The following is a 24,272-nucleotide window of genomic DNA, read 5'->3' on the forward strand; positions in this document are numbered from 1 at the left end:
CGCGTCTCGACGACGACTTGTACGACGGACTCGGGTCAGTTGCCGACGTGATCACGATCGAGCAGGGCGCGCAGGTCCGCGGCCTCGGGCGCGCCGAGCCTGACGAAGATGTCATGGGCGCGTTCGAGACAGTCGTGACTGCGGCTCGTGTTGCCGAGCCCGGCGAGCGCCCTGCCTAGCACCCACAGCGACAGCGCCTCGCCGTACGGATGACCGATCTCGCGGCTGACCGTCAGGGCCTGCTCCGCGTGACGGGTCGCGTCGGAGAACCGGCCGGCGGTGATGAACGTCTCGGCCAGCCGGGAGCAGACCCGCTGCTCCCACACCCGCTGCCTGCTGGCCCGGAAGAAGGCCAGGCACTCGGCGTGATGGTGGACCGCCTCGTTGAGCCGCCCGACCCGCGACAGGATCATCCCCAGGTGGTAGCGGGCCCTGGCGGTGCCGGCGCTGAAGCCGAGCTCGATGAAGACGGCCAGGCCCTGTTCCGCGGCGGCGATCGCCTCCGCCTGCTGGCCCAGGAACAGGTGGTCACGGGCGGAGTAGCTGAGCGTCAGCGCCTCGCCGCCCCGCGCGCCGACCTCCCTGAACACCCTGCGCGCCGAGTCGAACCAGGCCAGGGCCTCCACGTGGCGGCGCTGACGCCCGGCCACGACGGCCAGCGCGTTCATCGCCTCGCCGGTGACGATCCGGTCGCCCCCGGCGGCCAGGTCCAGCGACGCCCGGAACTCGCTCTCCGCCTCGGTCAGCCGGTTGGCGCCGAACAGCACCCTGCCCAGCACGTAGCGGCAGCGCAGCTCGCTGGAGGTGTCGCCGAGCCGCCGGGCGGCGGCCAGCACCTCCTTGGCCCGCTGGTCGAACTCCCGGGCGTGGCTGCCCGACTCCAGCAGCGGCTCCATGGCGAGCAGCAGGTCGGCGCCGGGCAGCAGGGCTCCGGCCTCCTCGGCGCCGCTCGCCTGGGCGATCGACGCGAACAGCGCCTCCGCCTCGACCGACAGCCAGGCCACGGCCTCGTCGGCGGAGCCGAACGCGTGACCCGGCCCGGTCACCGCGAGCTGGTCGGCGACCGTGCTGCCCTCGTAGGCGAGCCGGTGCGCCGACCGCGCGGAGGCCAGGTAGAAGTCGAGCAGCCGGCGCAGCGCGGGCGGGCCCTCCCCGCCGGCGCTCCCGGTCGTGGATCCGGCCCCCCGCTCCGCGCCCGCCTCGGCCCGTTCGCCGGTACGGCGGGCGAAGAGCTTGAGCAGGTCGTGGAAGCGGTAGCGGCCGGGGGCGGGAGCCTCCAGCAGGCTGGCGTCCACCAGGGACTCCAGGATGTCCTCGGTGTCCGTCGGGTGCAGCGCGAGCAGCGCGGAGGCGGCCCCGGCCGAGATGTCCGGGCCGCCGGGCAGGGAGAGCAGCCGGAACGCCCGGGCCTGCGCCGGGCTGAGCTGTCCGTAACCGAGGGCGAAGGTCGCCTCCACGGCGAGGTTGCCCACGCGCATCTCGTCGAGGCGGCGGCGCTCGTCGGCCAGCCGGGGCACCAGCGAGGCGACCGTCCAGGAGGCTCGGGCGGCCAGGCGCGCGGCCACGATCCGCACCGCGAGCGGCAGGAAGCCGCAGGCGGCGACGACGTCCATGGCGGCGGCGCGCTCCGCGGCCACCCGTTCGGCGCCGGCGACCGTGCCGAACAGGGTCAGCGCCTCGTCCGGCTCCATGACGTCCAGGTCGACCAGCCGGGCCGCGGCCAGGTCGGCGAGCTTGCCGCGGCTGGTCACGATCGCCGCGCAGCCGGTCGATCCGGGCAGCAGGTGGCTGACCTGGGCGGCGTCCCTGGCGTTGTCGAGCAGCACCAGCATCCGCCGGTCGGTCAGCAGCGAGCGGAACAGCGCCGACCGCTCGGCCAGGCCGTCCGGGATGATGTCGGCGGGCAGGCCGAGGGCGCGCAGGAACGCCGCCAGCACGGACTCGGGCGCGACCGGCTCCTCGCCGTATCCGCGCAGGTCGGCGTAGAGCTGGCCGTCGGGGAACAGGTCGTGCAGGGTGTGGGCGACGTGCACCGCCAGGGTCGTCTTGCCGACGCCTCCGATGCCGGAGATGGCGGCCACCGGCACGCCGTCGGCGCCGCCCTGGGTGGACAGCAGGGTGCACAGCCGGGCGATGATCTGGCGGCGGCCCGTGAAGTCGTTCACGGCCGCGGGGAGTTGCGCCGGGCGCGGCAGCTCGGGGGCGCCGGCGCCGGGCTCGGCGGTCTCCGGCTGCCGGGCGGGCTCCGGAGGGTCGGCGGGCGCGAGCCGTACCGGATCGGCGGCGGGGAGCGGGGCGGGGGCGAGGCCCGGATCGCCGGTGAGGATGCGCTGGTGCAGGGCTGCCAGGTCGGGCCCCGGCTCGATGCCGAGCTCCTCGATCAGCGCGGCGCGGGTGTCGGCGAAGGTCGCGAGCGCGTCCGCCTGCCGTCCGCACCGGTAGTAGGCCAGCATCAACTGGGCGCGGAGCCGCTCGCGGAGCGGGTGGTCGGCGGTCAGCGCGATCAGCTCGGAGACGACGTCGGCGTGCCGGCCCAGCTCCAGGTCCAGGTCCATCAGGGTCTCCAGCACGCTCATCCGGCGCTCGACGAGCCGGTCGCGCTGATGCTCGGCATAGGGGCCGACGGCTCCGGCCAGCGGCTCACCGGTGCACAGCGCCAGGCTCGCGCGCAGGCTCTCGGCGGCTGCGGCGCGGTCTCCGGCGCGGCGGGCGATCTCGCCCTCCTGGAGGCCCCGGTCGAAGAGGGTCAGGTCGAGGACTGCGCCGTTCAGCCGCAGCGCGTAGCCCCGGCCCACCGAGATGAGCAGCTCGGGGCGGGTGCGGGGGGACCTGCCGGGCTCCAGTACGGCCCGCAGCCGGGAGACGTAGGTGCGCAGCGCGCCGAGCGCGCGCGGCGGGGCGTCCTCCCCCCAGACCGCGTCGATCATCTCGGCCGGGGTGACCGCCCGGCTCTCGCGCAGGAGCAGCATCGCCAGAATGGAACGTTGCAGGGGTGTTCCCAGATCGAGTTCGGTGCCGTCACGCCACGCCTGCACCGGGCCGAGCACGGCGAAGCGCAACCCGTCTTCGCTGCCGTGAACAGCCATTTCTTTGATCTCCGTCTTAATGGAAAGTTTTGTGGCCAATGATAGATCCTCGGTTGCTTAGTCCATAGATGGCTACTCACCCGTTAACCGAAGCGTTGATTGGCCGTTAATCGGGTGTTGAGCCATGAGCGTGATGCTGAGGGCTGTCGGGCATGGCGCCATACGGGGGCTGTCATGCCCGACATGTCAGTAGATTGCAGGTGCCGATCAGGCGTTGATAAAGGCGCTGTAAGCGCGGTGCAGGCGGTTCGCCCTATCAATGAGCCATGGCTCCTCGACCAGGAAAAAGGAGTCGCTCCCACCCTCAAGGAGAACCACCATGCGCCGCACGACCCGCACCCTCCTGGGCCTCGCCGCCGCCACCGCCGTCATCGCGGCCGGCGCCCCGGTCCTGGCCACCTCCGCCTCGGCCGCCACGGTCACCGCGAGCACGACCGCCGCGAGCGACTACGACTACTGGGGCTACGACTACTCCAAGTACTACGACGACTCCCGCGCCAAGGCCAAGGGACGCGTGTGGATCGACCGCTTCGACCGGGTCCACGTCGAGGGCAGGCTCTACGACAAGTACTCGCCGAGCTGGCTCTGCGGCTACGTCCAGGTCAAGTTCGAGAACGCCGACGGCGACGAGACCTACTACTGGGCCAAGAAGTGCGGCTCCAGCGGCTACCAGCCCTTCCACTTCCGGCAGGACGACGTCGACAACGTCCAGGTCCGGGTCTGCTACTGGGACAACAACCAGGCCAAGAGGAAGCTCTGCGGCAAGTGGGACTACGTCTACGAGGTCGACGGCGGGGACGAGGACGACGAGTAACCGTCCGCCGGACGAACATCAGGCCCGCCCGGAGTCCCGGGCGGGCCTTTAGTTCCATGAGGTCATCGAAGTGACGGGGTCGCCTTTACGCGGCTTCGACCAGGCCGAGCCGCGCGTGGAGCCGTTCTCGCACGAGCGGCCATTCCGAACTGAGGATCGAGTAATAGGCGGTATCTCGGACCGTGTCGTCGGCGCCTCGGGTCTCCGCCCGGCGCACACCGTCGAGGTGTGCGCCGAGGGCCTCGATGGCGGCGCGGGAGCGTACGTTCCGTACGTCAGCCTTGAGTGTGATGCGGTGGACCTGCCAGGTCTCGAAGGCGAGGGAGAGCATCAGATACTTGCTCTCCCGGTTGACACCCGTGCCCTGGGCCGAAGCGCCCAGCCAGGTGTAACCGATGTCCGCCACGGACGGGACCTCGCCCACCGCACCATGTGCACCCGGCGGCCAGGGCATGGGCCCCTGCCAGTACTCCAGGTTCATGAGACGGGTGGCACCGACGACGCGGTCGGTGTGCAGCCACCGGATGGCGAAGGGCATCGTGCGGCCCTCCGCCTGCTCAGCCAGAGTGGCCTCCACGTAGGAGACCATCTCGCCCCGGCTACGGGGAACGCGAGTGAAGGCGTAAGTAGAACGGTCTTCACTCGCCGCGGCGACGAGGTCGTCGACGGCCGCGAGGCTGAGCGGTTCCAGGCGCACGGAGCGCCCGGACAGGGTGACAAAAGCGGGCATGAGCACATGATGAGGGCTCCCCGAGATGCCCAGTGCCAAATGACACGGGACATCTTGGTGAGCATCCAGGAAAATGCCTGTCTCCCTGGTGCGTGGAGCACAAAACCCCAGGTCAGCCACGCCGACGTTGTCTCAGGCGCTCCCGGCGCCCGAGTAAAGTTTCCCCCAAGGGCGGCCCTTTGCGATCACCCCGCCGCCGGGGTCGGGACCAGGGCTGCGCGCACGAGCCGGCCGGATGCCCGCCGGGCCGTGTTCAGGCCGGTCAGAGCCTCGCTCAGGTGGTCCAGCGAGGCCGAGATCCAGGGCAGTCCGAGAGGGTCGGCGGCGCCCAGCGCGGCCAGCCGCCGCTCGGTCGTCTCGCCGTACAGAAGGCTGGTCGCCACCCGCACCCGCAGGGCCCGGGGATCGTCGCCGAAGGCGTGTCCGGGGAGCACCCCGACGCCGTGCCTGTCGAGCAGGTCCGCGGTCAGCTCGGCGGAGGTCGCGTAGGCGAGTCCGGTGAAGTCGGGGTAGAGGTAGAAGCCGCCCTGCGGCGCGTCCACCCGCACGCCCGCCCGGACGAACCTGTCGTACACCGCCCGCGCCACCGTGCCGTGCAGCCGCCGGCTCTCGTCGATCCGCTCGACGAGCTCGGCGGGCTCGGTGTAGGCGTAGGCCGCCGCCTGCTGGACCGGGGCCGCCGGGCTGGACCAGATCTCGCTGGCCACGGCGAGCAGCCGGTCGCGCAGCTCCGCCGACGGGAGCCGGGCGACGCCGATCCGCCAGCCGCCGAGGGCGAGGCTCTTGCTGAGCCCGCTGGTGATCACGGTCCGCTCGGGAGCCAGCTCGGCCGGGCTGAGGAAGCCCGCGGCGGTGTCGTGGACGAGATCGCGGTAGATCTCGTCGGAGATGATCGTGAGGTCGAGGTCGCGGGCGACCTCGGTGATCCGCCTGATCGTGCGGGCGGCGGCCAGCGTGCCGCTGGGGTTGTCGGGCAGCGTGACCAGCAGCGAGCGCACGTCGCGCCCCTGGGACCGCGCGTGCAGGACCGCGGAGACGACACGCTCGGGGTCCGGCACCCCTCCCTCGCCGGGGGGTGCTGGGACGAGCAGGGGCCGCGCCCCGACCAGATCCGCCTGGGCGGCGTAGCTGACCCAGCTCGGCATCGGCAGCACGATGTCGCCGCCGATCGCGAGCAGCAGGCCGTAGAGCAGGGACTTGCTTCCGGGGCCGCAGACCACCAGCTCGGGGTCGGTGGGCAGGCCCCGCCGGTGCCAGTATCCGGCTGCCGCCTCACGCAGCGCGGCCGCTCCGGCGACCGGCCCGTATCCGTTGTGCTCGGACGCGGCGATCAGCCGTTCGCGCAGCGCCGGATGAACGGGCAGACCGGCCTCGCCGAAGGCCAGGTGCAGCACGCGCTCACCGGCGCGCCGTCTTCGTTCGATCTCCTCGTTGGCCGCCAGCGTGGCGGAGAGCGTCACGTTCATGGGGAGTCCTCTCGCTCATTGCGGAACGTTCCCAAGCGTGGTGGGCTACAGGCATCAGGACAAGCTTTGGTTGTTGTGGGTAGGCATAAGGAAGTCTGATGCTTGATTTGCGGCGTTTGGCGTTGATCTGCGAGTTCGCCCGCCGGGGAAGTATCGCGGCCACCGCCGCCGTCCTCGGCTACAGTCCCTCGGCGGTCTCCCAGCAACTGGCGGCGCTGGAGCGGGAGGCCGGGGCGGTGCTGCTCGACCGGACCGCCCGCAGCGCCGAGCTGACCGACGCCGGGCGCCGCCTGGTCGCGCACGCCGAACGCATCCTGTCGATGGTCGAGACCGCCGAGTCCGACCTGTCGGCCCAGGCGGCGACCCCCTCGGGCCGGGTCACCGTCACCGCCTTCCCCACCGCCGCGGTCGCCTTCGCGCCCGCCCTGGCCCGGTCGCTGCGCCGCCACACCGCGCTGACCCTGCGGATGGGCCAGGGGCGCTCCGGGCGCGGGATGCGCGAGGTCCAGTCGGGCGAGGTGGACATCGCCCTGGTGGACGACTGGTACGGCCGGGTGCGTGAGTCCGACACGTTGCGGGTCTTCCCGCTGCTGCACGATCCGCTGGTGCTCGTGGTGCCGCGCAAGCACCGCCTGGCCTCCCTGGACGAGCCCGTGGACCTGCGTGAGCTCCGTGACGAGCCGTGGATGGCCACCCCGGACGGCGAGCCCTCCCGGCTGGCCGTGGACAGCCTGCTGGCCGACGTCGGCGGCGCCCAGCCGGTGCCGTGGGAGTTCGAGGGCCTGGGCACCATCCTCGGCCTGGTCGCCAAGGGCATCGGCATCGCGGCCGTCCCCGCCCTGGCGCTGGCCTCCGGAGTCCGCGGCATCGTCGTGCGCGAGTTCCCCGGCGCCCCGGTCGGCCGCGACGTCCACGCCGTCGCCCGCGCCTCCGGCGTCCACCGCCCCGCCGTCTCCGTCACCCTGCGCGCCGTCCACGTCGCCGCCCGCCTCCTCGCCGCCGATCTCGCGGCGGTGGAGCTCGCGGCCCGGTAACGTCGGGGCGTGCCTCCCTCCTACGCGCTTGAGCGATTGCTGTCGGCCGGCGGGACGAAGCTGGTGGCCGGGGTCGACGAGGTCGGGCGAGGCGCCTGGGCCGGACCGGTGGCGGTCTGCGCGGTCGTCACGGACCTGTCGGAGCCGCCCGCGGGGCTGACCGACTCCAAGATGCTCAGCCCGGCCCGCCGTACCTCCATGGTCGCCGAGATCACCGGCTGGGCGGCCGGGATCGGCTACGGCGAGGCGTCACACGAGGAGATCGACGCGCTCGGCATGACCGAGGCCCTGCGCCGGGCGGCCAGGCGGGCGCTGGCCGAGCTCCCGGTCCGGCCCGACGCGGTCATCCTCGACGGCAAGCACGACTACCTGGGCGCGCCGTGGCCGGTCCGCTGCGAGATCAAGGGTGACCTGTCCTGCGTCTCCGTGGCCGCCGCCTCGGTGATCGCCAAGGTCCGCCGGGACGCCTACATGGCCTCCCTCGGCTTCGAGGAGTACGGCTTCGCCGACAACGCCGGCTACCCGTCGCCGGTCCACCAGGCCGCGCTGGCCTCGCTCGGGCCGACCGCGCACCACCGCCTGTCCTGGTCCTATCTGGACGACCTGCCTGGCTGGCGCCATCTCAAGAAGCACCGCAACCCGCTCGCCGGAGAGGGACAGCTCGGCCTCTTCGGGTAAGGGCCCCGGCGTCCGGCCGGAACGGTGATCTGACCTTTCCTGTCCCCCCGCGCCGTTCGAAAGTACTTACTATGCGCATCGGTGTCTTTCTGGTCGCGGCGGGATTCCCGGGACGGCGGCCGGGGGAGGTGTTGCGGGACACGGTGGAGGCGGTCGCCGCCGCCGAGGACGCCGGATTCGACGACGCGTGGATCGCCGAGCACCACTTCATGTCGTACGGCGTGTGCCCGTCGGCGGTGACGCTGGCCGGTGTGGCGCTGGGCCGCACCTCCAGGATCCGGGTCGGCACGGCGGTGAGCGTGCTGTCGACGCGGCATCCGGTCGACCTGGCCGAGCAGGCGGCCGTCCTCGACCAGGTCTCGGGAGGACGGTTCACGCTCGGCGTCGGCAGGGGCGGGCCCTGGGTGGACCTGGAGGTGTTCGGGACGGGGCCGGCGCGCTTCGAACGTGGTTTCGCCGAGTCGCTGGATCTGCTCTGCGCGGCCCTGAGCCAGGAGACGGTCGCGGCGGACGGGGAGTTCTTCCGGTTCAGGGAGGTGCCCATGGTGCCCGCCGTCCGGCTCCGGCCGGTCGTCGCCTGCACCTCGCCGGAGACCGTGACGCTCGCCGCCGAGCGCGGCCTGCCGATGCTGCTCGGCATGCACATCGGCGACGAGGAGAAGGCCGCCATGCTCCGGAACTACCGGCGGACGGCCGTACGGCCGCCGGCCGCCGGCGGGCCGGGCGGCCGGGAGTTCGGCGGGCGGGAGAGCCGGGGGGCCGGCGGGAGCATGGCCGGACCGGCGGGCCCGCCCCCTCCCGGGCACGTGGCGGCGGTCGTGGGACACGTGGGCGACTCGACGGCGCAGGTCGTCGAGGAGCTGCGGGAGGCCATGCCGCGCTGGCTGGAGCCGGGACTCGCGGGGTACGTGCCGGTGGACGGCCGGGCACGGCCGAGGCGCGATATCCCGGCATATGTGGATTTCCTCTGCGACACGCACCCGGTCGGCTCACCCGGCCACTGCGTCGAGAGGATCACGCGGACAGCGGAGGTCACCGGATTGGGGCACCTGATGCTCATGGTCGAGGGTGCGGGCGAGCAGGCCCGCACCCTCGAGAACATCCGGCGGCTCGGGGCCGAGGTGCTGCCCCGGGTCCGCGGTCGCCTCCCTAGCAGTCGACGAGCTCCGGCGTCTGGTTGAGGATCTGGGACCTGGCGGTGACGAACTCCGCGTGGGCCCTGGTGGCCGACGGGTCGAAGACCGCGACCCGGTGGCAGTTCTGGAAGGCCAGCCGCACCCCGAAGTGACGCTCCAGGGCGCCGCGCATGGCGTCGCTGGCGAGACAGCGCAGGAGCTGGCCCCGGGCGGCCTCGTCCGGCGGGGGAACGGTGTTGTCGGTGAACTCCGCGCCGCTGTGATCGCGCTGCCGGACCAGCTCGCTGATCACCGACCAGGCGTAGGGCAGGGAGTCGCGGACGCAGGCGACGAACGCCGCGTCGTCCACCTCACCGGCTTTCGCCAGGTCGAGAAGATCCTTCGAAACGGTCAGCGACATGCTGCGTTCTCCTCTCAGAAGGGGATCGTTCAGACATTAGGGCGGGCCCGGCGGCCGCTCCATCTAGCGTGGGAGCGACACTCGCGTGGGCCCGAAGACGAAGTCCGGGTCGATCTGGGCGGCGAGATCCTCGCCGGTGGCCCTGTTCGCCCAGGCCTCGGCGTTCTTGAGGTGGAACTGCACGGCCTGGCGGCCGAACCGGGCCCAGTCCTTCTCCTGGGCGTCCAGATGCGTCAGGAGCCCGCCCAGGGCCTCGGCGTTGGCCGGCTCCAGATCCTCCAGGCGGAAGGGGCGGCCCTGCTCCATCGCCCGCACCGCCGCCGAGTGCTCCACGCACACCAGCAGGTCCTGGCCCACATGCTCGCGCAGGAACTCCACATCCCGCGGGCCGTGCACCTTGTTGCCGACCACCGCCACCGGCACGCCGAAGTCGGCCGCGTAGTCGCGGTACTGGCGGTAGACCCCCACCCCCTGCCGGGTCGGCTCGGCCACCAGGAACGTCAGGTCGAAACGGGTGAACAACCCCGAGGCGAAGGAGTCGGCCCCCGCGGTCATGTCCACCACCACATACTCCCCCGCCCCGTCGACGAGGTGGTTGAGATACAGCTCCACCGCGCCGACCTTGGAGTGGTAGCAGGCCACCCCCAGATCGTCTTCGGCGAACGGGCCGGTGACCATCAGCCGCGGCCCGTCCGGCGTGCCCACCGCGTAGCGGGCGTGGACGGGATCGGCGGGCTCCTTCAGGTCCAGCAGCCGCGAGCCGCGCCCCGGCGGCGTGGTCTTGACCATCGCCGCCGCCGAGGAGACACGCGGGTTGTCGCCCCGCAGGTATTCCTTGATCTCGGTCAGGTGCGCGCCCATCGGGCGGGGCAGCGCGCCCTCCTCCACCCCCAGCGCCATGCCCAGGTGCTGGTTGATGTCGGCGTCGATCGCGACGACCGGCCCGCCCCGCACCGCGGTATATCTCGCGAACAGCGCCGACAGAGTCGTCTTGCCGCTGCCGCCCTTGCCGACGAATGCCACCCTCACGACGACGATCCAATCTGATTATGAAAACCATTGCAAGTTCTGAGGGTGATTATCATGCCACGGTCGGTGAGCGCGCGTGGCGGGTATGACGGGCAAGAGGGCGGGGGCGGCCGATGGCATGGCTGATATCGGTGATATCGGGGGCGATGGAGACGGCTTGGGCGATCGCTCTGCGGAAAACCGAAGGATTCTCCAGGCCGATGCCCACCGCGATCTTCGTGACGACGCTGATTCTGAGCATGGCCGGGCTCGGATACGCCCTGAAGTTCATCCTCGTCGGCACCGCCTACGCGGTGTGGGTCGGGATCGGCGCGGCCGGCACGCCGGCCGGCGGCGAGAGGGTATGAGCGGGCAGGGTCTCGTCGACCACGCCGTCCACGACCGCGCCCGGCGGGCCGGCCCGCGATCAAGGGTGTGCGGCCGCTTTGCGGTGGTGAGAGGCGCGGGCTTTGGCGCGGTTCCCGCAGAGGTCCATTGAGCACCAGGTCCGGCGCCGGTTGCGGGAGTGGTCATAGTAGGCCCACCGGCAGCTCGGCTCCCGGCAGGCCTTGAGCCGCGTCCATGTGCCGGCCGCCACGGCATCGGCGACGACGGCGAGCAGCCCGGCCAGTGCCGCGTCGACCGGCACTCGGGTGCGGGCCACCAGCCGGGGTGGAACGGCGGTCACGTCGAGCATCAGCGGGAAGTCGCGAGCGAGTTCGGTGAGTTCGGCGCGGGCGGTGGGGTCGAGGCCGTCCGGGCGCGGGCTGGAGACCGGCTCGGCGTTGTTCTCGGCGATCAGCGCGCGCAGTCCCTCGCGTATCCATTCGGCGCGGTCGCGCTGCTCAGCGCTCACCGCCGCGTCGCCAGGCATCAGGTCGCGGGCGTGCAGCCACTCCGCCAGCTGTCGCGGAGTCTCGATGTCGTCGCCGTCCCGACGGCGGGTGTTGACGAACTCCTCGATCACGCGCAGCGGCATCGGCGCCGTTCCGGCGGCGAGATCGTCCGGCGCGGGCCCGGCGGCGCGCTCGTTCACCATGTCTCACAGTCTAACCATCCATTGGGCATGGTAGGTTACCTAACCGTCATAGCCAGTACGTCAGTTAGATCAGAAGGGCTCACCGTTGAGCGTCAGCATCGGCAACATCTGCATCGACACGAATGACCTGGCAGGCGGCACCGCCTTCTGGCAGGCGGTCACCGGGTACCAGGTGGCTTCCTCGGACGAGGGGACCACCTATCTGGAGGACTCGGGCAAGCGCGGTGTGGGCCTGTCCCTACAGGCCGTGCCTGAAGGCCGGGAGGGCAAGAACCGGCTGCACCTGGACCTGTTCACTGATGACCTGGCGGGCGAGGTCGACCGGATTCGGGCGCTCGGCGCGACCGAAGTGCAACGGTTCGACGCCGACGGCTGGGTCGTGCTGGCCGACCCCGACGGCAACCGGTTCTGCGTCGTCGCCGCGTAGACACGCCCGGAACTCGCGACATCGGTTTCCAACCACTACAGGAGTGACGGCTGTGGCCTCCGTGCAGAAAGAGATCATCATCGATCGAGCCCGGGGGTTTCCATGTCGTCACCGTCGTGAAGCATCACCGCCGGACCGGGCCGGCCCGCTTCACCGCGATCCGCCCCTTTCATCACCTGGTCGTACTGAGCACGGCCGGGGCGGGCGTCGGGAAGCGCGTCCTCGGTGATGTGGGCGAGGGTGATCTCGGTGAGCAGCGTCTCCTCGTGCTCGCGCAGCAGGCTCCACACGTCGGCCAAGGGGCCCGCCACCCCCGGGTAACCGCCGTGCCGGGAATGTTCGGGACTGCCCTCGACCACCATGATCACATCGGCCAGGGTGATCTCCTCGGCGGGCCGGGCCAGCCAGTAGCCCCCGTCGGGGCCGCGCTGGCTGTGGATGAGCCCGGCCCGCCGTAACTGCAACAGGATGTTGTCCAGGAACCTCCGGGGGATGTTCTGCGACACCGCGATCTTCTCGGCGGGCACGGGGCCTGGCGGCGCGGCGGCCAGTTCGGTGGCGGCTCGCAGCGCGTACTGGGTTCTGGCGGAGATCCGCATATCGTCAGTTGCGCACCTGCTGGAGACCCCAGCGGCGGCGCAGCGAGTTGTCGGCCGTCTCGAACAGCAGGTCCACCCCGATGCCGATGACCAGGATCACGATCATGGTGGCGAGCAGGCCGGCCGAGTCGGCGAGCTCGCGGTCGTAGTAGAGCCGCTCGCCCAGCGAGGACTGGTGGGCGATGATGACCACCAGCTCACCGGCCATCAGCGAACGCCAGGCGAAGGCCCAGCCCTGCTTGAGCCCGGCGAGGAACGACGGCAGCGACGCCGGCAGGATCACGTGGCGGTAGAGCTGGAGGCGGCGGAAGCCGAGCACGTGCCCGGCGCGCAGCAGGATCGGCGGCGTGTAGTCCACCCCGCCGATCAGACCGTTCGCGATGGACGGCGCGGCGCCGAGGATGACGACGAAGGTGATCGCGCTCTCGGTCAGCCCGAACAGCAGGATGGCCAGCGGGAACCAGGCGATCGACGGCATGGTCTGCAGGCCGGTGATCAGTGAGCCGAAGGCGGCCCGGAGCACCCGGATCCGGGACACCAGGGCGCCCAGGACCAGCCCGACCAGCACCGACACGGCGAAGCCGGTCACCGCGCGGCGCATCGTCACACCGATGGCCTCCCAGTATTCGCCGCTGGTCAGGCGGTCTCCGAGGACCGGGACCACCTCGGCGGGCCCGGCGAAGACGTAGTCCGGCCAGAAGCCGGCCCACACCACGGCCTGCCAGATCGCCACCACCATGCCGACCGCCAGGACCATCGGCCAGACGCGGCCCCAGATCCGGGGGGCGAGCCCGCCGCGCGTGCCGCCGCCCAGTTCCAGCGCGTCGAGCCCGGCGAGCTGCCGGGCATGGGTGTCGGGGGTTGCCTGGTCAACTGCCATGGCGCATGACCTCCTCGCGCAGGCGGCCGGTTATGGCTCCGGCGATCTCGGCCACCTCGGCCGAGTCGGTGTGGCGGGGACGGTCGAGCGTGACCGGGAAGTCCTCCACGACCCGGCCGGGGCGGCTGCTGAGCAGGACCACCCGGTCGCCGAGCCGTACGGCCTCGCGGACGTTGTGGGTGACGAACAGCACGCTGAGCCCGCGCTCCCGCCAGATCCGCTCCAGCTCGTCGTGGAGCAGGTCGCGGGTCATCGCGTCCAGCGCGCCGAACGGCTCGTCCATCAGCAGCACGTCCGCGTCCTGGGCGAGCGCGCGGGCCAGGGACACCCGCTGGCGCATGCCGCCCGACAGCTCGTGCGGGCGCTTGTCGCCGAAGCCGCCCAGGTGGACGATCTCCAGGAACTCCGCGGCCCTGGACCGGCGCTCGCGCTTGGCCACGCCCTGGACCCGCATCGCCATCTCGACGTTCGCCGAGACGGTGAGCCAGGGGAACAGCGCTGGCTCCTGGAACATCATGGCGATCCTGCGGCCCTCGGTGCCGATCCGGCCGGCCGTGGGGCTGTCGAGTCCGGCGACCAGGGAGAGCAGGGTGCTCTTGCCGCAGCCGGAGGCGCCGAGCATGCAGACGAACTCGCCCTGCCCGACGGAGAGGGAGACGTTGTCGAGGGCCAGGAGGCCGTTCCTGCCCTGGCCGTAGATCTTGGAGACGCCGTCCAGCCGGACCGCGGGCTTGCCACCCTGGGTCCGGCTGTCCGTCCGCTCCCGGAGCGGAGCTGTCACTTGCCCTCCTACTGGATACGGATCGGGCGGTTACCTGTCGGCGACCGCGGTCTCGCCCTTGGCCTTGAGGATCTCGTTGAGGGCGTTCAGGTCGTAGATGCCGTTCAGGTCGACCGGCTGGAGCAGCCCGATCTTGACCGCGTGATCCGCGCTGCCCACCAGCGAGGAGGCGATCGGGTCGTTGGTGAAGGTGATGTTCTTGAACACGCTGTCCAGGACCTCCTGCTTGAGCGGCTTGCCGCTCAGCTTCTCCAGCGCGCTGTTGACGGTCGCGGCGGCGCCGGCCGGGTCGGCGTTGATCGCGGCGTTGGCCTCGACGTGCCCCTCAAGGAGCTGCTTGACCGTCTCGGGGTGTTGGGCGGCGAACTCCTGGCGGACGATCAGGTGGGTGATGACGAACTGCTTGTCCGGCCAGAGGTCGCGCTCGTCGACGAGGATCTTGCCCTTGCTCTCCTGAACCAGGCGGCTGGCGAACGGCTCGGGCACCCAGGCGCCGTCGATGTCGCCGGTGGCGAAGGTCTGCAGGGTCTGGGAGTTCTCCTGCGGGAGGATGCTGACGTCACCGCCGCCCTTGGTGTCGGTCTTCAGCCCCTTCTCCTGCAGCCAGTAGCGCAGCGCCACGTCCTGGGTGTTGCCGAGCTGCGGCGTGGCGATCTTCTTGCCCTTGAGGTCCTCGACCCCGTTGATCTCGGGCTTGACGACGAGGTAGACACCGCCGGAGGCCGAACCGGCGATGATCTTGATCGCCTTGCCCTTGGACTTGGCCCAGGCGTTGATGGCCGGGTTGGGGCCGATGTAGGTGGCGTCGATCGCGCCCGAGAAGACCGCCTCGATCGCGGCCGGACCGGCGTTGAAGGTGCTGGTCTTGAGCTTGGTGGCGCCTAGGTGCTTGGCGAACAGGCCCTTGTCGATGCCGACCAGCGCCGTGGAGTGGGTGATGTTGGGGAAGTATCCGAGCCGGACCTCCGCGAGCTTGTCCCCGCCGCCGGCGGAGGCCGCGGTGCCCGTCGTCTCCGTGCCCCCGCAGGCGGTCGCCAAGGTCGTGAGCGCCAGTGCGGCCAGGGCGGCCACCACCCCGCGAACCCTGCGAGCGTTCATGGCTACTCCCTAATTCCTACTTAATAAGTCGGTTAGGTGTATATAAGAACCTAGCATGCCTACCAGTCAAGTAGGAATCATGGGGAACGGTCCATTGTTACCGCTCCGTGCTCTTTTGGGTGGAGTCCGTGACCCCGCCGACGGCTCATGCGGAAAGCCGGCCGGCCCCCGAGGGGACCGACCGGCTTTCCAGCGCCGTCAGTTGCAGGCGAGGTCGAGGGTGACGGCCTCCTGAGCCGGGTTCTTGCGGGCGTTCTTGGCGCGGCCGGACGGGGCGGAGGACTCGTCGGCCGACTTCGCCAGGATGGTGCTGACCTTGTGCTTGATCAGGCGGTAGTCGGGGTCACCGGTGTTGATCAGCGGAGGGACGAACTGGAAGCTCTTGATCTTGGATTTCTTCACCTTGTCCGACAGGTCGATCAGGTTCGGCAGCAGCCCCTGCGGGATGTCGGTGGAGACGGCGTGCAGCGCGACGTCGGCCAGCTTCTCGAAGCTCCGCAGCACCGTCACCGGATCGGCCTGCTTGGCGACGGCGTTCATCAGGCACTTCTGCCTGCCCATCCGGACGTAGTCGTCGCTGTAGGTGCGGGCCCGGCCGAACCAGAGCGCCTCCTCACCCGACAGCTTGCGGGTGCCCGCCCGGATCAGGCCCTCGTTCTGCCTGCCGTACACGATGGGCTCCTTGACGGTGACCCGCACCCCGCCCATCGCGTCGATGATCTGGGCGAAGCCGCTCATGTCGACCATCGCGTAGTGGGTGATGTCGAGCCCGGTGATGTCGCTGATCGTCCGCTTGAGCAGCGTCGGGCCGCGCTGGCCCTTGGGGGCGCCTGGGACCATGTCGGGGTAGTCCTCGGCGTACTGGAAGACCTCGTTGAGCAGGCCCGGGGTGTAGGGCGGTTCGCCTCCGAAGCCGTAGGGGAAGCGGTCGCGGGCCGGGCCGGCCGGCATCGGGACGTGCTCCAGGTTCCTCGGCAGGCCGAACAGCACGGTGTCGCCGGTCCTGGTGTCGACGCTGGCGACGGTCATGCTGTCGGTGCGCACGCCGGGCCTGCTGGGCGCCGCGTCGGCGCCGATCAGCAGGATGTTGACCCGGTCGTGGCCCCGCCACGGATCCACCGGGATCGGGACGGTGTTCGCGATGAACACCGAGGTGACCACGTGCTGGGAGACGAAGGCCAGGCGGGCCGCGTAGACCATGGGGGCGATCACCAGCGCGCACAGCAGGCCGACCGCGAGAGCCGAGAGGTAGCGTGCGGGGCCGGACAGCGACTCCGGGCGGACCAGTTGGTAGGACCGGATGACCACCGCCACGGTGACGGCGGCGAAGAGCAGGGCGCCCAGCGCGAAGGTCCACAGCCAGCTCGGCTGCACGGCGAGGGAGAGCAGTTCCGGCTTGGTCTTGAACAGGGTGGCCACGATCGCCGCGATGAGGGTCACATAGATCCCCATCAGGAGGGCGCCCGTCACGCGCCGGCCCACCCACAGGTGGGCCAGGCCCCAGAGAACGGCCGAGCCCAGTGTCAGCGCCAGGCTCGATCTGACGCTCAGGCCACCCCGTTTACCTGCCATCTTTCTAACATCTCCCGTTCATCGAATTCACGTGTCACAGGTTAGTAACGGTTTTCGGATGAATGGGCTATGTGGCCGCGCGACGCGCTGAGAAGTCCAGGTCAAGCTTCGGTGAGTGAAGCCTGTCGTTTCGGGCGATCACTGATCGCCAAATCGCGGTCAAAAAGGATATCTGGCGGGTTTTACCAGGTGGAGGTGGGGATTCCCAGATAAGGCCGAGGATTCCCAGAAGGCCGGGGAGGGGGATCCTGTGCGGGCTGCGTTCAGTGCGATCCTGGTCGTGCTCGGCTGCGTCTTCGCCCCGCCCGCCCTCGTCGGATTCTGGGCGGCGGCCGGCATCGCCGACACCGGCCGCTACGTCGAGGCCGTCGCCCCGCTGGCGTACGACCCGGACGTCCAGGACGCCATCGTGGACCGCGTCACCGGCGTGATCACCAGGCCGCTGCGGAAACGGGCGCTGTCGCCGGCCGAAGACCTGGTCCACACGCTGGTGCAGGCGGTCGTCAGAGGCAAGGAGTTCCCCGCCGTCTGGGAGGACATCAACAGGGTGACGCACCGGCGGCTCATCGCGATCCTGTCGGGCGAGGACGGCCGCGTGCCGCCGGTGCGGGACGACACTGTCAGCCTCGACCTCAGCCCGGTGTACCACCCGGTCAAGGATCAGGTGAACAGCCTGCTCCAGCGGGAGTTGGGCGGCCCCCTCCCCGACCTGCACCCCGCTTTCGAACTGTTCTCCTCAGCCGACCTGGTCAAGGCGCAGACCGCCTACACCTGGCTGATCAGGCTGAAATGGGTGCTGCCGATCCTGTCCCTCGCCCTCCTCACGGCGGGGGTGCTGCTGGCCCGCGACCGGCAGCGGGCGTTGCTGGGCGCCGGACTCGGGCTGGCCGCGAGCATGTTCCTGCTGGCCGCCGCCCTGGCGGTGATCCGCGACGTCTATCTGCCCGACTACGTCGAGAACGCGATGCCGGAGGCCGCCGCGACCGCCGTCTTCGACGCGCTGACCGGGTTCCTGAGGGCCGGCCTGCGCGTGATCTTCGCGGCCGGCCTGGTCGTGGCCGGGGCGGCCTTCCTCGCGTGCCGCCGGAAGCGGGCCTCCCGCGATCACCAGCCGGCCGCGCCCGTGAACGACGTCCCCGCGGGCTGAAAGCCCAGCCGGTCGCGGGCGGCGGTGATGTCGAGGGTCCGCTCCACCGCCAGGTGGCCCACGGCGTAGCGGGTGAGCCGGGGCGGGCGCGCGCGCCGGAGCAGCCGGAACGCGGTCTCGGCGGCGACGGCGAGGGGTTCGGCCAGCCCGAGGGGCAGATAGTACGGCTCGGCGTCGATGCCCCGTTCCTCCAGGATCGAGCGGAGGGCGTCGTCGAGGACGACCGGCTCGGCGTCGGTCACGTTGAAGACGCCGTGCCCGACGGGACCGGCGGCGGCGAGCAGGCAGGCCTGGACCAGGTTGTCCACCGAGGTCAGGCTGACCCGCTGGCGGCCGTCGCCCACCGCGAGGAGCCTCCCTCCCCGGACCGCCCCCAGGACCCGGGGGAGCAGGGTCGTGTCCCCCCTGCCGTAGACGGCGTGCGGCCGCAGCACGACCGCCCCCCTCAGGACCCGCTCCGCGGCGGCCTTCGCGGCGCCGTAGGCGTTGACGTACCGGCTCACCGGGGCCATGTCCTCGGTGGCCATCACGGTCGGCCGGAACGGGTCGTAGACGCTGGCCGTACTCACATGCACGAACCTGGCCCCCGGGAAGGCCGCGGCCGCGTTGCGGGTGCCGTCCACGTTGGCCGCCCAGACGTCCTCCGCCGGCCCCCAGTCCGTGACGCTCCCGGCGCAGTGGATCACCACGTCCACCTCGGGCAGCTCCGGCCTGTCCCCCAGGAGATCCCACGGCGTGTACGGCGCGCCGCCCACATGCCCGTCCGCCACCGAGGGCCGCCTGCCGAAGGCGGAGACCCGCCACCCCTCGCGCACGGCCGCGCGGCAGACCGCCCCGCCCACGAACCCCGAAGCCCCGGTCACCCCGACTCTCAGCACGGCCCGTCCCCGTTTCCACGGAGGCTCCCGGGTCCGGGCCGTCCGGGAGGGCGGCCGGATCCCGTCGCTCCCGGCGCGCCGCCGCCCGGCCCTGGCGCGCCTGCCGGGTCGCCCGCCCCGCCTCCGCCCGGCACCGGCCCCGGCGCGCCTGCCGGGTCGCCCGCCCTGCCTCCGCCCGGCACCGGCCCCGGCGCGCCGGCCGGATCTCGCGGCTGCTCAGGCACGGCGGGTGACCAGGTCACGGAGGGCGGCACGGTCGAGTTTGTCGGCGCGGCCGGAACGGGGGAAGGCGTCGAGGGGTTCGATGCGGTCGGGGAGGGCCGCGGCGTCGATGATCGCCGGAAGGGCCTTCCGCAGCAGGCCCTCGTCGTAGCCGCCGGCGGGGACGACGGCCAGCACGACCTCCTCGTCCCCGGTCTCGGGGTCGGTGAGTCCGACGATCGCCGCCTCGGCCACTCCGGGCAGGGCGGCCACCGCCGGTTCGTAGAGACCGGGGTAGATGTTCACCCCGTCGCGGAGGATCATGTCCTTCTTCCGGCCGAGCAGGACGAGCCGGCCCTCCTCGATCCGGACCAGGTCCCCCGTCGCGATCTCCTCCAGCGGGTCCTCGCCCAGATATCGCCGGGCGAGATGGGGCCCGGAGACGAACAGCTCGCCGTCGTCGGCGATCCGGACACCGACCCCCGGCAGGGGCGCGCCGAGCAGGTCCCCCTCTGCCTGGGCCAGCTTCTCCCGCGCCGAGGCGATCGCGATCGGCAGCGCCTCGGTCATCGCGTAGACCGACAGCACCTCGGGCCCGGCCTCGATCGCCCGGCGGAGCACGGCCGGGGGCGCGGGGGCCGCCCCGAGCAGCAGGTAGCGCAGGGTCTCGGGGAGCCTGGGCGTCCGGCGGAGCAACCTGTCCAGGTGCACCGGGACGGCGAAGGTGTGGGTGGCCCCCCTGGCGGCCATCTCCTCGGCGGGGTCCCCGTCTCCGGGCAGCGACCAGGTGGCCCCGGCCAGGAGCGCCGGCAGCCCCAGCATGAGCTGGTCGGTGTGCACGACGTCGCCGGGGCCCAGCGGGAACGCGCTCCGGAAAAGCGCCAGCCCCGCAGCCAGGGACCCCCGGGTGTGCACCACGCCTCGCGGTCGCGCGGTGGTCCCCGAAGTGAAGATCACCGCCGCTGGCTGATCTGCGGCGATGGGGTCCGGGGTGTCCGGGGAGGAGGCGGGGCCCTCCGGGGTGCTGTCACCGGGCGACCGGAGGATCCGTGACAGCCGCAGGGCCGCCCGGGGGACGCCGGGCAGCCAGGGCCCCGTGTAGAGGTGGCGGACCGGCCGGCCGGGAAGGGGGTCGCGGAGGTTCGGCAGGAGCAGGCCGCGGCGGCGGGCCAGGCCCTTGAGCGGGCCGCTCAGGGTGTAGAGCAGGGACTCGGCGACCACCCATCTGGGGCGGGTGGCGGTCATGCGGGCGCCGAGCACCTCGGGGGCCAGCCCGGGGTCGGCGAGCACGAGCGTCCCGCCGGCGGCCACCGCCCCCAGCGCGAGCACCACCGCGTCCACCCCCGGCCGCACCGCGAACAGCACCCCGTCCCCGGGCCGCAGCCCGCCGTCCGTGCCGTCCCGGTCCGCCGTGCCGTCCCGGTCCGCCGTGCCGTCCCGGTCCGCCGTGCCGGTCTGGCCGTCGACGGGGCCCCGGTCCTTCTCGCGGGATCGGGAATCCTCATCCGGAACGGGGCCGTACCGGGGGGCGGGGCCGGAGCGTGGCCGTCCGGACATGGCGGTGCGGACCGCCTCCACCCGGCGGGCCAGCTCGCCGTAGGAGATCTCGCGGCCACGGCCGTCGATGATGGCGGTCCGCCCGGGCTCCCGGCCCGCGGTGGCCATGATGCCGCCGATGATGTCGTCGCTCATGCCGCGGTGATCCACAGGTGTTCGTAGGTGGGGATGAGGACTCCTCTTGCCGCGCGCCGCCGTACGACGCGCACGTGATGGGAGAGCAGGACCGAGGCGACCGCCCGGATCTCGGCCAGGGCCAGCGGGTAGCCGATGCAGAAGTGCGGGCCGGCGCCGAACCAGAGCCGGCGCAGCTCGGGCGGGTGCCGGCGGGAAGGGTCGAACGGGCCGTATGCCCGGGCGCAGTTGTGGGTCACGATCAGCACCCTGTCGCCGGGCCGCACCGCCACCCGGCCGATCCGCGCGGCGGAGCCCACCGAGCGCAGCATCATCGGCGTCGGCGTGGTGATCCGCATGGCCTCCTCGATCACCTGGTCCAGATCGCCGACCCGCGTCCGGTGGTCGTGCAGGAGGGCGATCAGCCGGGGCACGAAGGTGGCGACGGTCTCGGTGCCGGTCAGGAAGAACGCGCCGGCCGCGCCCCTGGCCTCGGCCGCCGACAGCCCCTGCGCCCGCATCCGGCCCATCACGGTGGACTCGTCTCCGGCCTCGTAGGCGGCCTGGGCGATGTCCCCGATCTTGTCCAGCACCTGCCGGGCGATCACCACCTGCCGGTCCCGCAGCCGCCGGGACCTCAGCGAGACCATCGAGACGACCCGCTCCCCGTCCGCGAACAGCTCGCGGGCACGGGCCTCGGAGACCTCGCCCAGCCCGATCACCCGGCAGATCACCGCGCCGGCCATCACCCGCATGGCGTCGACCAGGTCGACCGTCTCGCCGCGCCCCAGCCGTGCGGAGAGGTCGGCCAGCGGCTCCCGCAGCACGTCGGCGACCAGCGCCGAGACATACGCGGAGGTGAACAGCGGCATCAGCTTCCGGCGCAGCGCGAGGTGGCCGGGGCCCTCCATGTTGAGCAGCACCGACGGGCCGAGCACCGGGGTCCACAGGTCACCGGGCGATCCGGGACCGTCCTTGCGGAAGCGCTCGTCGGTCAGTACGGCGCGCGCGGTGACGGCGTCGTTGACCACGACCCCCAGCCCGGGGACGCGGACCACCGGGCCGAGGCGGGCCAGCAGCCGCATGAGCGGGTAGACGAAGGGGTGCGCGGCCAGGTAGAGCCGTGCCTCGTGGTTCACCGGATATCGATCACTTCGGGCTGGTAGCGATGGTCGGCGTACCAGGCCAGGGTGCCCGCCAGGCCGTACGCCCGCAGACGCCGGACCGAGCCGAAGACGACCACGTCGCGGCGCGAGCCGTAGGCGGAGGTGAGCTTGCGGACCCGGTTGACCAGGGCACGGTCCTCGTGGACCTCCTCGATCGCGGTCCTCGGGAAACCCCCCGCCCGCTCGTAGAGCGCGGCGGTGATGGCCAGGGTCGCGCCGGGCATCATCACGTACGGCCCGAGATACTCCGGCGACCGGTTGCCCGGCCGGTAGCGGCCGAACGTCGCGGCCACGTCCACCACGAACGGGATGAACCGCCGCTCCCAGAACTTCAGCGGGAACTCGTCGGTCCGGGGCACGAGCCGGCCGCCGACCATCTCCAGCCCGTCGCCGAACGCGCGCCGGATGTTGCGCACCCAGTCGGGGCGGGGCAGGCAGTCGGCGTCGGTCCTGGCCAGATGGGTCGCGCCGTGCGCGATGGCGTGGCGCATCCCGGTGTCGGAGGCGGCGCCGGTGCCCTTCCGGGTCTCGGTGATCACCGTGACGCCGTGCCGCCGGACGATCTCGGCGGTGTCGTCGGTGCTCGCGTTGTCCACCACGACCAGCGTGAAGTCACGGTCGTCCTGCCCGGCCAGCGCCCGGAGCGTCGCCTCGATGCCCGCGGCCTCGTTGTAGGCCGGAACGATCACCCAGAGGTCCATCACATCTCCGCCAGCATCACGCCCGTGCTGATCCCGCCGCCCAGGCCGAGCAGCGCGACCCGGTCGCCCGGCTCCCACCCGCCCAGCGCGAGCTGGAGCGGCAGCGTGGTCGAGGCGCAGTTGCCGTGCTCGGGCAGGCTGACCACGAGTTTCTCCTCGGGGATGTCCAGCACCCGCGCGAGGAAGCGCAGGTACGGCAGCGCCACCTGGTGCACCGCCACGACGGCGAAGTCGTCCCAGCTCAGGCCGGTGCGCTTGAGCGCGTTGAGGAAGATGTCCGGGCCGATCCGCTCGAACGCCTCCTTCAGCCGCCGCCCGTCGCCCCGGAAGTAGGAGTACTCGGGATCGCGCGGATGCGCCGAGCCGCCTCCCGGCAGGGTGCCGATCGCCCACGCGGTGGAGTCGGCCGAGAAGTCGCGGTAGAAAATGCCACGTTCCAAATCCGCGGTGACCAGCACCGCGGCCCCGGTGTCCGACAGCGTGTATCCGGCGAAGGAGTCCACGAACTGCGCCCGGTCCCTGACCCGCCACCGGATCGCCCGCGAGGGGACCTCACCCGAGCAGACCAGCACCTCGCGGTGCGCGCCGGACAGGATCAGCGCCTCGGCGATCTGGATCCCGTTGAGCATGCTGTTGCAGGCGTTCTTGACGTCGAACACCGGGCAGGACAGGCCGAGCTTGGCCGCCACGATGTGCGCGGTCGCGGGCTCGACCAGGTCCTGCGAGGCGGAGGCGAAGATCAGCAGATCGGCGTCGGCGTGATCGAGTTTGCGTGCGGCCTCCGCCGCCAGGTCGGATGCCTGCTGATCGTCGCGGGCGACGTGCCGTGACCGGATTCCCGTCAGCCGCTCGACGACACCTCGGTAGGGCACGTATCCCTCGATCCGCCGCTCCACCTCCGCGCTGGTCAGCGTCCGTTCCGGCAGATACGTCGCGACGCCCGTGATACGGGCTCTCATCGCTCCCCCTATATATGGTCAATTCTCCCCATGTCCGCGCAATGTATCGAAAAGACCGGAAATTGTCCCGGTCATGACAGCGGGATGAGGCCGATGCGCATCAGGGTGTCGATGTAACGGCGTAGTTCGACGGGATCGTCCAGATCGGCCGTCAGGCTGGGAGTGGTGATGAGGGAGAGGATGAGCCGTACCCCCCACTCGATCACCACGTCGATCCTGATCTCGGCGGCCCCCGCGCGGGCGAAGGCCCGCCGCAGCGCGGGCGCCGTCGCGTCGACGGCCAGGCGCATCAGCGGCCCGGCGTCGACCGTGAACCGGGGGAGCACCACCTCCGGCTGCTCCAGGAGCATCTTGCGCAGCAGGGGATGGCGCCGGGCGTAGGTGACGCTGAACGCCACGATCTCGGCGAGCTGCTCCCTGACCGGGCCGGGCCGTTCGAGCAGGGGGCGCGCGATGTCGAGGAAGCGGCCGACCTCCCGGTGCAGGAGCGCGTCGAGGATGGCCTGCTGGTCCCCGACGTGCTTGTAGACCGTGGGGCGCGAGACCGCGGCCCGTTCGGCGATGAGCCGGTGGATCCGGGCGCTCAACCCGATCTCGAGGAAGCACTCCTCGGCGGCGTCGAGGATCCGTCCCCGGATGTCCTCTTCACTCATCGGGTCCGGCTCCTGTCGCGGTCATGAGGGGTTGGGGGTGATCGTACCCGTGGGTCTGCCTGCGCGATCGGACACTCCTTACGGATGCCGGTGAAATGTAAACGGAAGGTGTTGACCGGCGACCGCCGGAGATTTACGTTTCAGATGG

At 71.6% G+C, this 24,272-nt stretch carries 24 protein-coding genes; 7 read left to right on the top strand and 17 right to left on the bottom strand.

Annotated features, from left to right (window positions below):
• Positions 1-35: 35 nt before the first annotated feature.
• Positions 36-3,086, bottom strand: a complete 3,051-nt coding sequence (locus BM085_RS16330; protein WP_093887816.1) for an AfsR/SARP family transcriptional regulator — start codon at positions 3,084-3,086, stop codon at positions 36-38.
• A gap of 319 nt (positions 3,087-3,405) precedes the next feature.
• On the opposite strand from BM085_RS16330, the gene BM085_RS44450 reads away from it, so the two are divergent.
• Positions 3,406-3,900: a hypothetical protein gene (locus BM085_RS44450; protein ID WP_093887817.1), complete on the top strand. Its 495-nt coding sequence runs from the start codon at positions 3,406-3,408 to the stop codon at positions 3,898-3,900.
• Positions 3,901-3,985: 85 nt separating this feature from the next.
• On the opposite strand, the gene BM085_RS16340 is transcribed toward BM085_RS44450, so the two are convergent.
• Positions 3,986-4,630 carry a GNAT family N-acetyltransferase gene (locus BM085_RS16340; protein ID WP_093887877.1) on the bottom strand — a complete coding sequence of 215 codons (645 nt, stop codon included), beginning with the start codon at positions 4,628-4,630 and terminating at the stop codon, positions 3,986-3,988.
• A 185-nt stretch (positions 4,631-4,815) separates the two neighbouring features.
• Positions 4,816-6,096, bottom strand: coding sequence for a pyridoxal phosphate-dependent aminotransferase (locus BM085_RS16345; protein WP_093887818.1), 1,281 nt, complete (start codon positions 6,094-6,096; stop codon positions 4,816-4,818).
• 98 nt (positions 6,097-6,194) lie between these two features.
• On the opposite strand from BM085_RS16345, the gene BM085_RS16350 reads away from it, so the two are divergent.
• From BM085_RS16350 to BM085_RS16360, 3 genes are all read left to right on the top strand, one after another.
• On the top strand, positions 6,195-7,130 hold the full coding sequence (locus BM085_RS16350) for a LysR family transcriptional regulator (RefSeq protein ID WP_093887819.1): 936 nt from the start codon (positions 6,195-6,197) through the stop codon (positions 7,128-7,130).
• 9 nt (positions 7,131-7,139) lie between these two features.
• The gene (locus BM085_RS16355; RefSeq protein ID WP_093887820.1) at positions 7,140-7,808 is read left to right on the top strand and encodes a ribonuclease HII; all 669 of its coding nucleotides are present in this window, start codon (positions 7,140-7,142) and stop codon (positions 7,806-7,808) included.
• 71 nt (positions 7,809-7,879) lie between these two features.
• Positions 7,880-8,989, top strand: a complete 1,110-nt coding sequence (locus BM085_RS16360; RefSeq protein WP_093887821.1) for an LLM class flavin-dependent oxidoreductase — start codon at positions 7,880-7,882, stop codon at positions 8,987-8,989.
• Here the strand turns inward: BM085_RS16360 and BM085_RS16365 are convergent.
• Positions 8,958-9,344 carry an SCO5389 family protein gene (locus tag BM085_RS16365; RefSeq protein WP_093887822.1) on the bottom strand — a complete coding sequence of 129 codons (387 nt, stop codon included), beginning with the start codon at positions 9,342-9,344 and terminating at the stop codon, positions 8,958-8,960. The genes BM085_RS16360 and BM085_RS16365 overlap by 32 nt on opposite strands.
• A gap of 63 nt (positions 9,345-9,407) precedes the next feature.
• Positions 9,408-10,373 carry an ATP-binding protein gene (locus BM085_RS16370; RefSeq protein WP_093887823.1) on the bottom strand — a complete coding sequence of 322 codons (966 nt, stop codon included), beginning with the start codon at positions 10,371-10,373 and terminating at the stop codon, positions 9,408-9,410.
• 113 nt (positions 10,374-10,486) lie between these two features.
• On the opposite strand from BM085_RS16370, the gene BM085_RS16375 reads away from it, so the two are divergent.
• Entirely contained in the window at positions 10,487-10,720 is a 234-nt protein-coding gene (locus BM085_RS16375; protein ID WP_093887824.1) for a DMT family transporter, read from the top strand.
• A 59-nt stretch (positions 10,721-10,779) separates the two neighbouring features.
• Here BM085_RS16375 and BM085_RS16380 read toward each other — a convergent pair whose 3' ends face one another.
• The gene (locus tag BM085_RS16380) at positions 10,780-11,391 is read right to left on the bottom strand and encodes a CGNR zinc finger domain-containing protein (protein WP_245789350.1); all 612 of its coding nucleotides are present in this window, start codon (positions 11,389-11,391) and stop codon (positions 10,780-10,782) included.
• A gap of 85 nt (positions 11,392-11,476) precedes the next feature.
• Between BM085_RS16380 and BM085_RS16385 the strand changes: the two genes are divergently transcribed.
• Entirely contained in the window at positions 11,477-11,818 is a 342-nt protein-coding gene (locus tag BM085_RS16385; protein WP_093887825.1) for a VOC family protein, read from the top strand.
• Between the two features lie 77 nt (positions 11,819-11,895).
• Here BM085_RS16385 and BM085_RS16390 read toward each other — a convergent pair whose 3' ends face one another.
• The 5 genes from BM085_RS16390 to BM085_RS16410 all read right to left on the bottom strand — a co-directional run bounded on the left by BM085_RS16390 (position 11,896) and on the right by BM085_RS16410 (position 16,748).
• Positions 11,896-12,417: an RrF2 family transcriptional regulator gene (locus tag BM085_RS16390; protein ID WP_093887826.1), complete on the bottom strand. Its 522-nt coding sequence runs from the start codon at positions 12,415-12,417 to the stop codon at positions 11,896-11,898.
• A gap of 4 nt (positions 12,418-12,421) precedes the next feature.
• A complete protein-coding gene (locus BM085_RS16395; protein ID WP_093887827.1) occupies positions 12,422-13,297 on the bottom strand; it encodes an ABC transporter permease in 876 nt (291 codons plus the stop codon).
• A complete protein-coding gene (locus tag BM085_RS16400) occupies positions 13,287-14,078 on the bottom strand; it encodes an ABC transporter ATP-binding protein (protein ID WP_093887828.1) in 792 nt (263 codons plus the stop codon). The genes BM085_RS16395 and BM085_RS16400 overlap by 11 nt, the downstream gene beginning before the upstream one ends.
• Before the next feature lie 30 nt (positions 14,079-14,108).
• Positions 14,109-15,176, bottom strand: a complete 1,068-nt coding sequence (locus BM085_RS16405) for an ABC transporter substrate-binding protein (protein ID WP_093887829.1) — start codon at positions 15,174-15,176, stop codon at positions 14,109-14,111.
• Positions 15,177-15,374: 198 nt separating this feature from the next.
• Complete coding sequence (locus tag BM085_RS16410; RefSeq protein ID WP_093887830.1) at positions 15,375-16,748, bottom strand: LCP family protein; 1,374 nt, start codon at positions 16,746-16,748, stop codon at positions 15,375-15,377.
• 250 nt (positions 16,749-16,998) lie between these two features.
• Between BM085_RS16410 and BM085_RS16415 the strand changes: the two genes are divergently transcribed.
• Positions 16,999-17,895, top strand: a complete 897-nt coding sequence (locus BM085_RS16415) for a hypothetical protein (protein WP_093887831.1) — start codon at positions 16,999-17,001, stop codon at positions 17,893-17,895.
• Here BM085_RS16415 and BM085_RS16420 read toward each other — a convergent pair.
• The 6 genes from BM085_RS16420 to BM085_RS16445 all read right to left on the bottom strand — a co-directional run bounded on the left by BM085_RS16420 (position 17,853) and on the right by BM085_RS16445 (position 24,124).
• Positions 17,853-18,773: an NAD-dependent epimerase/dehydratase family protein gene (locus BM085_RS16420; protein WP_093887832.1), complete on the bottom strand. Its 921-nt coding sequence runs from the start codon at positions 18,771-18,773 to the stop codon at positions 17,853-17,855. The genes BM085_RS16415 and BM085_RS16420 overlap by 43 nt on opposite strands.
• A gap of 216 nt (positions 18,774-18,989) precedes the next feature.
• Positions 18,990-20,666 (bottom strand): AMP-binding protein, encoded by a 1,677-nt coding sequence (locus tag BM085_RS16425; protein WP_245789351.1) that lies wholly within the window; start codon positions 20,664-20,666, stop codon positions 18,990-18,992.
• Complete coding sequence (locus BM085_RS16430; RefSeq protein ID WP_031158221.1) at positions 20,663-21,784, bottom strand: cytochrome P450; 1,122 nt, start codon at positions 21,782-21,784, stop codon at positions 20,663-20,665. Before BM085_RS16430 ends, BM085_RS16425 begins: the two co-directional genes overlap by 4 nt.
• Positions 21,781-22,512: a glycosyltransferase family 2 protein gene (locus BM085_RS16435; RefSeq protein WP_093887833.1), complete on the bottom strand. Its 732-nt coding sequence runs from the start codon at positions 22,510-22,512 to the stop codon at positions 21,781-21,783. Before BM085_RS16435 ends, BM085_RS16430 begins: the two co-directional genes overlap by 4 nt.
• The gene (locus tag BM085_RS16440) at positions 22,512-23,471 is read right to left on the bottom strand and encodes a 3-oxoacyl-ACP synthase III family protein (RefSeq protein WP_093887834.1); all 960 of its coding nucleotides are present in this window, start codon (positions 23,469-23,471) and stop codon (positions 22,512-22,514) included. Before BM085_RS16440 ends, BM085_RS16435 begins: the two co-directional genes overlap by 1 nt.
• Before the next feature lie 71 nt (positions 23,472-23,542).
• Complete coding sequence (locus tag BM085_RS16445; protein ID WP_093887835.1) at positions 23,543-24,124, bottom strand: TetR/AcrR family transcriptional regulator; 582 nt, start codon at positions 24,122-24,124, stop codon at positions 23,543-23,545.
• Between the last annotated feature and the right edge of the window lie 148 nt (positions 24,125-24,272).

Origin of the sequence: Streptosporangium canum, from assembly GCF_900113865.1 — a bacterium.
GTDB classification, from domain to species: Bacteria; Actinomycetota; Actinomycetes; order Streptosporangiales; family Streptosporangiaceae; genus Streptosporangium; species Streptosporangium canum.

What these genes read in the sequence shown, in the direction of transcription:
- BM085_RS16330 (WP_093887816.1), bottom strand. Translation starts at nt 3,086, where the DNA reads ATGGCTGTTCACGGCAGCGAAGACGGGTTGCGCTTCGCCGTGCTCGGC.
- BM085_RS44450 (WP_093887817.1), top strand. Translation starts at nt 3,406, where the DNA reads ATGCGCCGCACGACCCGCACCCTCCTGGGCCTCGCCGCCGCCACCGCC.
- BM085_RS16340 (WP_093887877.1), bottom strand. Translation starts at nt 4,630, where the DNA reads ATGCCCGCTTTTGTCACCCTGTCCGGGCGCTCCGTGCGCCTGGAACCG.
- BM085_RS16345 (WP_093887818.1), bottom strand. Translation starts at nt 6,096, where the DNA reads ATGAACGTGACGCTCTCCGCCACGCTGGCGGCCAACGAGGAGATCGAA.
- BM085_RS16350 (WP_093887819.1), top strand. Translation starts at nt 6,195, where the DNA reads ATGCTTGATTTGCGGCGTTTGGCGTTGATCTGCGAGTTCGCCCGCCGG.
- BM085_RS16360 (WP_093887821.1), top strand. Translation starts at nt 7,880, where the DNA reads ATGCGCATCGGTGTCTTTCTGGTCGCGGCGGGATTCCCGGGACGGCGG.
- BM085_RS16365 (WP_093887822.1), bottom strand. Translation starts at nt 9,344, where the DNA reads ATGTCGCTGACCGTTTCGAAGGATCTTCTCGACCTGGCGAAAGCCGGT.
- BM085_RS16375 (WP_093887824.1), top strand. Translation starts at nt 10,487, where the DNA reads ATGGCATGGCTGATATCGGTGATATCGGGGGCGATGGAGACGGCTTGG.
- BM085_RS16380 (WP_245789350.1), bottom strand. Translation starts at nt 11,391, where the DNA reads ATGGTGAACGAGCGCGCCGCCGGGCCCGCGCCGGACGATCTCGCCGCC.
- BM085_RS16390 (WP_093887826.1), bottom strand. Translation starts at nt 12,417, where the DNA reads ATGCGGATCTCCGCCAGAACCCAGTACGCGCTGCGAGCCGCCACCGAA.
- BM085_RS16395 (WP_093887827.1), bottom strand. Translation starts at nt 13,297, where the DNA reads ATGGCAGTTGACCAGGCAACCCCCGACACCCATGCCCGGCAGCTCGCC.
- BM085_RS16405 (WP_093887829.1), bottom strand. Translation starts at nt 15,176, where the DNA reads ATGAACGCTCGCAGGGTTCGCGGGGTGGTGGCCGCCCTGGCCGCACTG.
- BM085_RS16410 (WP_093887830.1), bottom strand. Translation starts at nt 16,748, where the DNA reads ATGGCAGGTAAACGGGGTGGCCTGAGCGTCAGATCGAGCCTGGCGCTG.
- BM085_RS16425 (WP_245789351.1), bottom strand. Translation starts at nt 20,666, where the DNA reads ATGAGCGACGACATCATCGGCGGCATCATGGCCACCGCGGGCCGGGAG.
- BM085_RS16435 (WP_093887833.1), bottom strand. Translation starts at nt 22,512, where the DNA reads ATGGACCTCTGGGTGATCGTTCCGGCCTACAACGAGGCCGCGGGCATC.
- BM085_RS16440 (WP_093887834.1), bottom strand. Translation starts at nt 23,471, where the DNA reads ATGAGAGCCCGTATCACGGGCGTCGCGACGTATCTGCCGGAACGGACG.
- BM085_RS16445 (WP_093887835.1), bottom strand. Translation starts at nt 24,124, where the DNA reads ATGAGTGAAGAGGACATCCGGGGACGGATCCTCGACGCCGCCGAGGAG.